8 protein-coding genes are annotated in these 13,066 nt (G+C 34.2%); 4 read left to right on the top strand and 4 right to left on the bottom strand.

The features are described 5' to 3' along the window. Positions 1-101 precede the first annotated feature (101 nt). A complete protein-coding gene (locus tag V8G56_RS14725) occupies positions 102-623 on the top strand; it encodes a DUF4136 domain-containing protein (RefSeq protein WP_395439221.1) in 522 nt (173 codons plus the stop codon). An 82-nt stretch (positions 624-705) separates the two neighbouring features. Continuing rightward, on the top strand, positions 706-1,431 hold the full coding sequence (locus tag V8G56_RS14720) for an SDR family oxidoreductase (RefSeq protein WP_395439220.1): 726 nt from the start codon (positions 706-708) through the stop codon (positions 1,429-1,431). Between the two features lie 30 nt (positions 1,432-1,461). Here the strand turns inward: V8G56_RS14720 and V8G56_RS14715 are convergent, their stop codons facing one another. Then, positions 1,462-7,503 (bottom strand): alpha-2-macroglobulin family protein, encoded by a 6,042-nt coding sequence (locus V8G56_RS14715; RefSeq protein ID WP_395439219.1) that lies wholly within the window; start codon positions 7,501-7,503, stop codon positions 1,462-1,464. 134 nt (positions 7,504-7,637) lie between these two features. On the opposite strand from V8G56_RS14715, the gene V8G56_RS14710 reads away from it, so the two are divergent. Both V8G56_RS14710 and V8G56_RS14705 read left to right on the top strand, forming a co-directional pair. After that, complete coding sequence (locus tag V8G56_RS14710; RefSeq protein WP_395439218.1) at positions 7,638-8,591, top strand: tetratricopeptide repeat protein; 954 nt, start codon at positions 7,638-7,640, stop codon at positions 8,589-8,591. 57 nt (positions 8,592-8,648) lie between these two features. Beyond that, positions 8,649-10,004 (top strand): UDP-N-acetylmuramate--L-alanine ligase, encoded by a 1,356-nt coding sequence (locus V8G56_RS14705; protein WP_395439217.1) that lies wholly within the window; start codon positions 8,649-8,651, stop codon positions 10,002-10,004. Between the two features lie 176 nt (positions 10,005-10,180). Here V8G56_RS14705 and V8G56_RS14700 read toward each other — a convergent pair whose 3' ends face one another. The 3 genes from V8G56_RS14700 to V8G56_RS14690 all read right to left on the bottom strand — a co-directional run bounded on the left by V8G56_RS14700 (position 10,181) and on the right by V8G56_RS14690 (position 13,057). Next, positions 10,181-10,960, bottom strand: coding sequence for a DUF6090 family protein (locus V8G56_RS14700; RefSeq protein WP_395439216.1), 780 nt, complete (start codon positions 10,958-10,960; stop codon positions 10,181-10,183). A gap of 146 nt (positions 10,961-11,106) precedes the next feature. After that, positions 11,107-12,069 (bottom strand): 23S rRNA (adenine(1618)-N(6))-methyltransferase RlmF, encoded by a 963-nt coding sequence (gene rlmF / locus V8G56_RS14695; RefSeq protein WP_395439215.1) that lies wholly within the window; start codon positions 12,067-12,069, stop codon positions 11,107-11,109. A gap of 100 nt (positions 12,070-12,169) precedes the next feature. Next, the gene (locus V8G56_RS14690) at positions 12,170-13,057 is read right to left on the bottom strand and encodes a dienelactone hydrolase family protein (protein ID WP_395439214.1); all 888 of its coding nucleotides are present in this window, start codon (positions 13,055-13,057) and stop codon (positions 12,170-12,172) included. Positions 13,058-13,066: the final 9 nt, after the last annotated feature.

The following is a 13,066-nucleotide window of genomic DNA, read 5'->3' as shown; positions in this document are numbered from 1 at the left end:
GTATTTTCTATAGGATCAACTTGAATCTAGAATTAATTTCTTAAAGTCAAATAGAGGTCATGTCATTATTTTTTTAATTAACTTTAATCAAAATAATAAACATGAAAAGAGTATTAATAATAATCTTTCTTTTTGGTGTCATCTCCTGTGCCCCCATTAGAGTTAATTATGATTACGATCGGGAAACCAATTTTTCTGAATACAAAACTTACAACTATTACAGTGATATGAAAACGGGTCTAAGCGAATTAGATACAAAGCGTTTTTTAGAAGCATTAGACGCCAAATTAGAAACCTTAGGGATTACTTATTCAGAGACTCCAGATTTTTTTATTGATATAAAAAGTGCGGCATTTCAGTCTAACCAACAAAGTTCGGTTGGTGTTGGAGTAGGTGGTACTGGAAGGAATATGGGTGGCGGTGTTTCTTTTGGAATTCCTATTGGGCAATCAAGTATAATTAGACAGATTACAATTGATTTTGTTGATGAAAATTTGAAACAGTTATTTTGGCAAGCGGTGTGTGAATCTAATTACAGTCCAAATAGAATACCGAAAGAGCGAGAAGCACAATTAATAGCTATTGTAGATAAAGTGTTTTCGGGGTTTCCTCCAAAAAAATAATCCTTCAAATTTTATAGTTTTCATAACAGTCTGTTTTCTGTGATTGCGTTTAGTTTTTGTAATTTTGGGAAAACTTAAATTTATGAATTCATTACAAAATAAAGTCGCATTAATAACTGGCGGAACCAAAGGAATTGGATACGGAATTGCTCATGCACTCCTCAATCAGGGAATTAATGTTGCTGTTACAAGCAGAAACATAACGAGTGCTCTAAAAGCAGCTGATGCCCTTAATTATAATTCAAAGGCAGGTGCAAAGGCTATTGGTGTTGAAGCAGATGTAAGAGATTATGAAAGTCAGAAACAAGCTGTTCAAAACGTATTAAAACATTTTAAACAATTAGATATTGTCATTGCAAATGCAGGTTTAGGGCATTTTGCAAGTGTTGAAGACTTGACTGTAGAACAATGGCAAGAAACTATAGACACTAATTTAACAGGGGCCTTTTATACCATAAAATCAAGTGTTGATGCTTTAAAGGCATCAAAGGGATATTTTATCACAATCTCAAGTTTAGCCGGTACTAATTTTTTCGAAAATGGTTCGGCATATAATGCCAGTAAGTTTGGTGTTACAGGTTTTACTCAAGCTGTGATGTTAGATTTGCGCAAACATGATATTAAAGTGAGCACCATTATGCCGGGTTCTGTTGCGACGCATTTTAATAATCATACACCAAATGATAGTGATGCCTGGAAAATACAAAGTGAAGATATTGGTGAATTAGTTGTTGATTTAATTAAGATGAATCCAAGAACCTTACCAAGTAAAATTGAGGTAAGGCCAACCATGCCACCAACAAAATAAAATAAATCCCGCAAAAGCGGGATTTATTTTTTATTCTACAACAATACGTTTTCCGTCACTATGACTGCTAAATTCTGGAGCATACATGCTTTGAATAGTGGTAATCCCGTTGCTCATATCTCCAACATTGTTCACGCGTAAATCATATTCAAAAATAAAAACACCTTTTGGTAAATAGTCAAAAAAGAAGTTGGTAGAGGCATCTTTAGTACTTTCATAGTAGCCTAAGCCATCCTGCCATTTGTATTGTGATAATACATTGATAGGTTCTAAACCAGAAGCCCGCATATCCTTCATATGTATAAATTCCATGGCTCTGTTGCTTTTTAATTCAATCCGAACCCGCACTAAATCACCAACTTTTAATTTGGTTTCAGTTGTTATCTCTGAAATTTGTTCACCGGTATCCGTGTTTTTTTTAAGGAATAGTTTTTTCTGCAACTTGAGTGGTGTTTCTGCTAAAGTGATTTTATCTAAATCTTCAAAATATTGCCAATATAAACTTCCCCATGCAATACCATCACCTTTTTTAGTGAGCGTTACATTTGCCATTTCTGGCTTGATATCTGATCCAGACCAAGACGTTTTATAATAACCAGTTCCAGCTTCAATTTTCACGTCCTCTAATTTAGAAGGCTCTATTTTTTGGCCACCAATAAGCACATCAACCATATCAGTAACAGATAACCAACCACTTCCTTGCAGCAATAAAGCATATACCGCCTCTGTGGTAGCTTTGGTCGTTTTCCATTGGTTGGTCTGCTTGTTTTTAAGTAACCATATTTTTAAATTATCGATGGTTTTAGTGTCATTTTCAATTTCCTGAAATGCTTCAATTAATAAGGCTTGAGTTTCTATAGCTGCCTGATACCAATACCAGGAATTGGCATTTTCTTTCCAGTACATACCTAATTCATCTGAAGTGATGCTGGTTTCTTTTAGTGACTTTATAATTTTTGTGGAGGTCGTTTTATCACCTAATCGTTCAGAAATTATGGCCATTAACCCTTTAGCATACAGAGAACGGCTTAACCAATATTTTTTAATCTGAGAATGATAATATGTGATGATATCTTCTACTTCTTTAGATTTTTTAATCTCTGGATAGAAACTGCGCATATATAAATAATGCAATTGTGTGTAGCTTAAATGATCTTTACTCCAGTCAACCTTAGGGTTGTATTTTTTAAGATCTTTATATTCCTTTATAAATTCATCATCCAGATATTTGATGGCTCGTTCAATCATTTTAGAGTTTAAAGAAGTATCAACATTCAGTTTATTCAGGTGTCCAAAGCCATTAATGATATGTTGTGTAATATATCTGCTGTCGGATCCTCCATTAAACCAAGACCAGGCACCAGAACCCATTTGATTGTTTTCTAGTTTACGGATGGCAGACTGTAATTCATAAGTCATTTTATTTAAATCGAACAATAAAGCCATACGTTTTTTCTGCTCAGTTTCACTTTGTGCATCGCGTAACCAAGGGGTTTCTTGGATTAAAATGGATTTTAATTCTTCATTTTTTTCAAGATTTGAAATCAATGCATCTTGAGATTTCCACTGATCAAAAACCTCTTGAATTCTTGGGTTTGAATTGGCTATATGACTGGCTAAAGCGTTGGCATAATAACGTGAAAAGGTTTGTTCGTTGCATTCATATGGATATTCCATTAAATAGGGTAGTGCCTGTACCGCATACCAAGCTGGATTGGAAGTCATTTCCAACGTTAATTTATGGTTTTTAAGTGTTGTTGAGGTATTGGTTTTTAATTTATCTAGGGTAAAAGTTCTGGTTTGGTTGGAGCGAATCCACATAGGTAAAGTCTCTGTCACTAACAATCTGTTGCTTAAAACGGGCAGAGCATTTTGCTCACCATCACTAAAATCTCCTGCTTTTGCTATAACTTTATACTGAACAGCATCGACATCATCCGGAATTTGCAAACTCCAGAAAACCTGTGTATTTCCTTTAGCATCAACGGTAAAGGATTTTGTGTTATTAGTATTGTCTAGTTTTGAATCAATCGCATTTCCGGAAATAGCATCTGTTAATAATAAAATGGCTTGCCCGGATAATGGGTTTTCTGTGAGATTTGCAATTTTAGAGCTAATGGTAATGTGATCGCCCTGACGTAAAAAACGTGGTGCGTTGGGAATCACCATCAAATCTTTTTGGGTTACTGCAGTGAGTGTTTTATTGGCGCTTTCTAAGTTTTTTGTATGAGCTAATAATTGCAGTTTCCATAGTGTTAAGGCCTCAGGTGTTGTGAAGCTAAAACTGATATTGCCATTTTCATCAGTTTGCAATTGTGGAAAGAAAAAGGCTGTTTCTTCAAGGTTTTTTCTAATTTGTACAGTATTGAAGTCTTGATTTTCTTCATTGCTTTCTTCTTCTGGATTTTTATCTTTTTTTATTCCATGACTAACAGTAACAACTTCATCTAATGCTGCGCTGTCATTCATAGCAAATGCAACTTCTTCAAGTTCCCTATGATCTTCAACAATTTGTACATCAGCAACTCTTCCTTGTAAAGCCTTTAATACATTATATCGTCTGCCATTGTTAAAATAAAACCCAAACCAATTTAACTGATCATAATTTTGTTGAGGATAATAAACACTATTCTGTGGTTCATTGTAAACTCTGAAGTTTTTGGTTCCAAAGCTTCTGCTGGCATTACTTTGATTATAGCTATAATAAACAGGTTTGTTTATAGGATTGAAATCCCAGGAATGTGGTTTAAACTGGTCTAAAGACGCATCATACATACTTGCTAATAATTCAGCACTTACTTTGTCGCCTTGCGGTCCTTTAATTTTAAAACTCCATGTTTCATCTTGTCCCGGTTGCAGTTTATCACGAAACGTGGTGGTTTCAATATTAAGTTCTGTATTAAGATAAGGGACAGAAATAAGTTCGGTACCCGATTGATAACTATTAAAAGCCGCAAAACTGTAGTTTACTCCAAAGCCACCAACATCTTCTTTAGTAACAGGAACGGAAATGGTTTTTTTGTTATTGTTAAGTTGAATGATATACGTGTTTATTGTTTTATGATTTTTTTCAACGGTAACGGTAACCATCATATTTTGAGCTGCTGAAGCCAAAGTTAAAAGGGCCGTTTCTCCGGCTTTGTAGTTCGATTTATTTGTTGTGATGCTGAATAATTGATGGTCTGCTAAGGTTTTGTCTTCATCACTATATAAGGTTGATTTAATTTCATCTTTAACCGTTTGTCCAAATTTATCTTTGGTTTCCAGCATAATAGTGTATTGGCCAGATTCCCATTTTTTAATGTTTCCAAGCTCAAGTGTTTTTGATTTTTCGGTATCAAAAGGGTGCTCAAAAACTAAGTTGCCTTTTTTCCACTGATCGGGTTTGTCCTCATCATCATAAGCATCATGAGGAAAGCGTGATTTAAATTCTTGCTCTGAGAATGCTTGATAATCCGGCGCAGCCCAAGGTCTGATTCTTAGTACGTCCTTAGGTGCCTGTAATTTGTATATTTTAACAACACCATTGGCTGGCACAAATTCGCCATTTAAGTTTTTGGTATCTATACTGAGTTTATGGTCTTTTTTAGTTTTATCCAATTGATTTTCAACAGACAGGTTCGCTACTAAGGCATGATAGCCAACATTCACAACCGTTATGGCACTGCGGGTTTCACCATTAAGATCGGTAACATCTGCCGTGATTTCATAATTAAAAACGGGTAGACTATTTATGTCGACACTTTGGTCAGGTATGGCTTTAAAAATAATTTCAAAATTACCAGAATCATCCGTAACCGTTTCGCCATGGGTGATTTCTTGTGGTTCGGAATAAACCCAAGGGTGATACCAAAAATACCAACGTGGATATTCTATTTTTCGGTGCACGCGATACACCACTTTAGCATCTGTGATTTGGCTTCCGGCATAGGCTAAGGCGCTTCCTTTTACAGTGACGGAATCATTCACCTTAAGGGTAGCAGTTACCGGACTGAACTTGGTCTCAAATTTTGGACGTTTGTATTCTTCAACGGAGAAATATTTAAACATTCTAAATTTATTGGATTGAGACAAAAATTCAATACTAAATTCTCCTGTCAAAATTTCATTAGGAAGTATAAACATTCCTGAAATAGATCCAAAATCATTTGTTGTAAGTTCAATTTTAGAAATTTCTTCCTTGTTTACATTAAGTAGGTTTATAATTACGTTTTCTTTTTCAAGGACTTTAGATTTTCCATCAAGGGTTTTCATGGCAATGGCTTTAAAATAAACCGTTTGACCGGGCCGGTAAATGCTTCTGTCTGTAAATAAAAAGGATTTATAGTTAGCCTTTTCTTCCTCTGTTTTATTTAATCGATTGATATAATAATTACCAAAAAAGGCCTTGTCATTATGGGCACTCACTTCAATACTTAGATCTCTAAAGTATTCATTACCTTTTTCAATGATAATTTCACCTCTTGAATTGCTAATATAATCTTCTGAAGCATAATTTTTGGAATTGTTTTGGTAAAACCTTAAAGTAGTCTTTGTGTTTGCTATGGGCTTACCGTTCGTTCTATCAATAATTTGAAAAATATGATTTGTCAGATTGTCTTTTTCAACCAAAGCTAGATTGGTGACTTGTATTGTGCTGAAGGCAAAGGTTTCTTCCTTTTCTTTTTCTGGTGTTGCAAAAATCAAGTATCTGCCATTGTCTATTTTGGGCAGTAAAACTTCAGTAGTATGCGTTTGATAATCCTTTTCATTTTTTAAAGTACTTGTCCATTCTAATGGATTTTTAAGCGCTTTTATGAAGGCAAATTGTTCAACTTCGTTATAAATAGAAAGGAATGTTTTAAACTCCTTTTGGGTTAATTTAAAAACTTTAAAATTGAGTTCGTTTATATTTTTATAACGAATCAATAATCGGCTGTCTAGCTTAATAGGTAAAAAATCTTCTGTCGTAACTTGAAGTGACAGTTGCTCAATTTGTTGCTTTAAAACAGCACATTTCTCGGCAGCTTTACTTTTTGGAAATTTTGTAATAACATTGTTGCAAATATCAAAGGCTTCTTTGGTTTTCCAACGGTGTTCTATGTTTGTTTTTGGTTGATAGGTCAGTCCTTGTTGATGCCCTAAAGAAGCTGTTTCAAAGTCATATAAACCAGAAGCCTCGTGTTTGTTAATTAGATCTCTTTCTGTTTCAAGTGTTTTATAAAGTAAGGTGTCTTTATCATTAAAAGTTGCTTGTTGCTTTACAAATTGAAGGCGTTCAATATTGACATCTGTTAAAGCTAATGGATCCTTATCTTTTAAGTGAAACTGAATTAAATTTTGATAAATTTTTAAAGCATGTAATTGTAATGAAGTCGTGTCTTTTGATGCAATAGGTAACAATGAAAATGTTTTGGCATCCCTTAAAAACTCGGGATTATCTATTTCAAACTTATATGCGGGTTTTGTGATGCTGGTTTCATTGGTTTTGTAAAAGTCTAAAGCATTGTGACTTAAAAAATCAAACAAGGTTGGTCTTAATTGCTTTGAATCCTTAGCAATAATAAGAATATTGTCATACTTTCCTAAAGTTTCCAATTGAAGCATCAATCCATTTTCTAAAGAATTTTGATAATGAATATGAATTTCCTCAAACAAAGTTTCTAAATCCCAGGTTCTAAAATCTTCAGAATCAACTTTCTCAGCCGTTTTTGTTCTGTTATAAAATGTATATCGGTTCTGATTAAAATATTGCCAGTATAAATTGGCTAGCATATTTTCCAGAATATTTTTCTTTGGAAAATCGCTTAAAGAAATTTCATTTTTAAATTCATTAATAATACTTAGTTGAGCATTTTCTTCTAAAATTAAAGCGAATTTGCTTTTAAAAAGCAGTGTTTTGATTTGTTGCGCGGTGTTTTTGTCTTTTTTGGCAAGATTAGAAATGTCTCCAACCACATTTAATGCCGATTTTGGCAAACCTTTTAATTCATAGCTTTCAACTTGATTCCAAAGTCTATTATAATCAGTATTTTGAGCATAGCCTAAGCTAGAAACCAAAAGTATTGTTAAAAAAAATAGGGATTGTTTCATTTGATTAAATTTGTACCTAATTTACTTTCAAAAGTTGTTCCAAAAAATAATAAATAAGGGAATAGTTTACTTGCAAGGTGAAATTAGTTATTTTAAATTAATAAGTGTTTTGCTATTTATTAACAAATTGAGTTATGAGAAAATTTATTTATCTACTACTTTTTCCTGTTCTGGCTTTTAGTCAAACTCAGTTAGATAGTATAGATTATTTTTTAAAAAATAAGCAGTTCGATAAAGCGGAACTTCAATTAATCAAGTATTTAAAAAAATCACCTAATGACCTAAAGGGTGTTGAACTTTTAGGAGATACTTATGGGCATCAAAAAAAATGGGATGACGCCATAAATAATTACAAAAAACTGGTTGATATCAATCCAAATAATGCCAATTACCAGTTTAAATATGGCGGTGTTTTGGGTATGAAAGCACTGGCTGTAAACAAAATTCAAGCATTGGGAATTATTGGTGATGTAAAAGAAGCTTTTACTAAAGCAGCTGAATTAGATCCAAAACATATCAATACCCGTTGGGCTTTAGTAGAACTCTATATGCAGTTGCCCGGCTTTGTTGGTGGTAGTAAAAGCAAAGCATTACACTATGCTAATGAACTTCAATACTTATCAAAAGTTGATGGCTATTTAGCGAAAGGGTATATTTATGAATACGATAAAGAACCTGAACTTGCTGAAAAATATTATAAAATGGCCATTACTGAAGGAGGTTCCCTGTTTTGCTATGATAAACTGACTACCTTTTACGAAAAGCAAAAGCAACCTGAAAAAGCGATTGAAACCATTGAAGTGGCTAAGGAGAAACACAAACGAAATGCCCTGCATTATCAAATTGGTAAAGTGGCAGCCGAATATAATATTGAACTTAATAAAGGAGAGCAATACTTGCAGACTTATATTAAAAACTATTCTACGGCAGATGATGTGCCTATAGCTTGGGCAAACTATAGATTAGCTCAAATTTATAAGCTGAAAGGAAATAAAAACCAGGCTTTAAAGTATATTGATTTGGCTTTAAAAGAGTCTCCGGAAACGAAGTCTTTTAAAAAAGAAAAAAATACCATACAGTTTATGTAATTTCGGGTTTCAACTTCCGATTTCAATACTTATCTTTATCCTTTACAATACAGGTTTATGAATGTACATTTTATAGCTATTGGAGGAAGTGCTATGCACAATTTAGCCATTGCTTTACACAATAAAGGATATCAAGTCACAGGCAGTGATGACGAAATTTTTGAACCCTCAAAATCAAGGTTATCGGCAAAAGGGTTACTGCCGGATTCTTTTGGGTGGTTTCCTGAAAAGATAACAGAGCCGTTAGACGCTGTAGTTTTGGGGATGCATGCTAAGGCGGATAATCCAGAGCTATTAAAAGCTCAGGAATTAGGGGTGAAAATTTATAGCTATCCAGAATTTTTGTATGAACAATCAAAAAACAAAACACGGGTAGTGATAGGTGGAAGTCATGGGAAAACGACTATTACTTCTATGATTTTGCATGTGATGCATTATCATGACAGAGATGTTGATTATATGGTGGGGGCGCAGTTAGAAGGTTTTGATGTGATGGTAAAATTAACAGAGGACAATGATTTTATGGTACTGGAAGGTGATGAATATTTAAGCTCACCCATTGACAGACGCCCAAAATTTCATTTGTATAAACCCAATATAGCCTTATTAAGTGGTATTGCCTGGGATCATATTAATGTGTTTCCAACTTATGACAATTATGTAGAACAGTTTAGCCTATTTGTAGATTCCATTGTTAAAGGTGGTAGTATAACTTATAATGAAGAAGATCTAGAGGTTAAAGGTGTTGTAGAGGCCTCTGAAAACACCATTAGAAAACTCCCTTACCAAACGCCGCAATATACCGTTGAAAACGGACAAACACTATTGGAAACACCAGAAGGACCTTTGCCAATTGAAGTGTTTGGTGCTCATAATTTGAATAATCTGGCAGGTGCTAAATGGATATGCCAGCATATGGGTATTGATGAAGATGATTTTTATGAGGCTATTGCCACGTTTAAAGGAGCCAGCAAACGTTTAGAGAAAATTGCTGAAAGTAAAACTAGTGTAGCCTATAAAGATTTTGCCCATTCTCCCAGTAAAGTAGAAGCAACAACCAAAGCTGTTAAAGAGCAATATGAAAACAGGTCTCTGGTGGCTTGTTTGGAATTACATACCTATAGTAGTTTAAATGCAGCGTTTTTAAAGGAATACAAAGGCGCATTAGATGCGGCTGACCTGGCCGTGGTATTTTATTCCCCACATGCTGTTGAAATTAAGAAATTGGAGAAAGTGACTCATGAGCAAATAGCCCATGCGTTTGAACGTGATGATTTAATTATTTATACTGATCCAGACGATTTTAAACACTTTTTATTCTCTCAAGATTTTAATAACAAAGCCCTGTTACTAATGAGTTCTGGTAACTATGGTGGTTTGGATTTTGATGAAGTTAAAGCATTATTCAAGTGATTTTTATATTTTGTTTAAGTTTATGTATAACAATAGTGCCGTTTTGTGTGCGAGCATTTTCCGAAGGAAAATCAGAAGCTAGCAAATGAGCAACTAACTTTGGTTTAGTTAAAACTAGCAATTTTTTGTATACAGTGTTGTGCTTTCGTTATTAGTTTAAATCACAATTAATAGCATCAGTTAGTTCTTTGATCAAGCTCACTTTGGAGTAGTTTCAGCGTATTTTCAATATTATTCTTCAAATCAGAATAAAAAGATGCATTCAGAAAAGATCCGGTAATAAAAAAGAAGGTTAGTTGATTGTCAAATTCAATATTATTTAGTAGTACTTTACTAGATAACTTAAAAGGGCTGTTAGGAATCTCCAAAACAAATCTGTTATTTGCTAATGCATTTATTAAGGACTTTCTACCATTACCCCATTCGTTCATTAAATCAATCAATTTATACCGAGGTTTGGAATGCTCTTCTTCCTGAAACAAGACGCTGACAAGAATTCCATCCCATGAGGCCAGTTTTAGTCGCAGCTCCCTATTAGAAATAATACTTAATTTACCAGAGTTGACCAACTCAATAAGAGTGCCTGGGCTAGGACGGTATTGAATTTCGGCTATAATTGTGCGATACATTAAAGAATCAAATACCTTTTCAGTCAAATCTAGATCAGAAGTTCCCATTTTATCTAAAAGTGCATTCGCGTGCGCCAAACCTATCGCATTTAGTTTCATTACTCGTTCTACTTCTATGAGGTTGTTTGAGAATTCATCATGAAGGGCATTTATATATAATATTTCTGTATCCTTAACCTTGTCAATCTCATTCAAATTATTTAACTGAAGCGCAATTAATATCCCAATAACCACGAGCACAATTTCACCAATGGCATAAAGTAGATATTTACTGAACTTATTTTCAGTTACTAACTTTTGTCTAATTTTTCTAAAGAATTTTATCATGTTTATTGGTTGGTCAAAATGAAGCACAATGCATTGATATGAACTTTTTAAATTGTTTATATCAGCAGTTAAACGAAGTTAGTAAAATTTTCTTACAAATTTAATCTTTTAGATTGAAGGTGTTAAGTAGAACTTTATTCAACTTTCTAGAGTTTCCATCTGGTTTCTATCCACACTTTTTGTTCTTCTTTATTCAGGAAGGTCCAGGCCACAATGCGGCTGGATTTATTTCCGGTGCCCATAGGAATGGTTTTAACATCTAGTGCACTTTCTTTTTCTAATGATTTGTAAATGCCTTTTAAATTGGATTGTTTGGATACAAGTGTTGAAAACCAATAACAGTTTTTAGAGAATTTTTTACTTTCTCTGATGATATTATGAATAAACTTATGTTCGCCTCCATCACATATCAATTCATTGCTCATACCAGCGAAATTGAGTTGAGGTGTTTTTTCTGTTTTCCCCGATAGATTTTTTATTTTTCTCAGCGTTCCTTTTTGAGCCTCTTCAGCTGAAGCATGGAAAGGAGGATTACAAATGGATACATCAATCAATTCTTCTCTGCCTATAATACCGTAAAAAGCATCTTTTTTGTTTTCTTGTAACCGGCATTCAATTTTACCTTGAAGCGATGCATTAGCATTGACAATGTTCTGTGCTGATGTAATTGATTTTGCATCAATATCTGACCCGATAAATTTCCAGCCATATTCTGTAACGCCAATGATTGGGTAAATACAATTGGCGCCAACACCAATATCAAAACAAGTGATTTTATCTCCTGTTGGCACCCTGCCAAAATTGTTTTCACTTAACAAATCAGCCATATGGTGAATGTAATCAGCTCTTCCCGGTATTGGAGGGCATAGATTATTATCTGGAAATTCCCAGTTCTTAATGCCATAATAATGGTGCAGCAAGGCTTTGTTTAGAAGTTTTACAACAACAGGATCTGAAAAATCTACCGAATCTGCTCCAAATTTATTAGGCTTCACATAGGTTGCCAATTCAGGTGAAATTTTAGATAAGGCACTTAAATCATAGGGTTCTCGGTTTTTATTTCGAGAATGCAGCCTTGTTTTTATGAGTTCATTTTTTTCTATCGACATGCTTCATGTTTGTTTCTTAACAGGATTTTAAAATAACCCCACCTTTTATTCAAAATTAAGCATATCAAGTTGATAATAATTATTAAAAGGTTTAATTAGATTATTTCAATTTTTCCTTAAAAAATGAAATGGTTCTGCTCCAGGCTAAATCAGCCGCTGCTTTATCAAATCGGGGAGTGGTATTGTTGTGAAACCCATGATTGACATAAGGATAAAAATGAACCGTATATTCAATATTGTTTTCTTTGAGAGCGGCTTCATAAGCTGGCCAGCCTTCATTAACTCGTGTGTCTAAACCGGCGTATTGTAATAATAAGTGCGCTTTAATTTGAGCCGCTTCTTCAGCAGTTGGTTGTCCGCCATAAAAAGGAACCGCAGCTTTAAGCTCTGGAATTCTTACAGCCATCATATTGGCAATCCAGCCACCAAAACAAAAACCAACTACACCTATATTGCCATCGCAATTTTCATGAGTTTTTAAATAATCATAAGCGGCAATAAAATCTTCCAGCATCTCATTACGGTCACGTTGACGTTGTAAGGCGCGTCCGTCATCATCATTTCCCGGATAGCCACCAAGAGGCGTTAAAGCATCTGGTGCCAAAGTAATAAAACCGTCCAAAGCGGCTCGCCTTCCTACGTCTTCAATATATGGGTTTAAACCGCGGTTTTCGTGAACTACCACAATGCCGGGTAACTTTTTACTAGTATTACTTGGGGTACTTAATAATCCTTTAATGGTGCCTCCGCCTTTTGGAGATTCATAAGTAATGTAGTCTGATTCTATGCGCTCATCATCTGGTTTTACTAAAATACTATCTGCATAATTGGGGGACATAAAACTTAAGAGCGAGGAAACAGTTAAACCACCAATAGCATAAAGTGATAGTTTTTCTACAAATTGGCGTCTGTCTATTTTGTTGTGCGCATAATCATCGTATAAATCAAAAACGTCTTGATTAATATCTTCTTTTTTTAATGGTTTCATATAATAAAT

This window comes from Gaetbulibacter aquiaggeris, from assembly GCF_044003965.1.
GTDB classification, from domain to species: Bacteria; Bacteroidota; Bacteroidia; order Flavobacteriales; family Flavobacteriaceae; genus Yeosuana; species Yeosuana aquiaggeris.
Note: the sequence above shows the minus strand (reverse complement) of the source record. Positions and strands in the feature narration are given on the sequence as shown.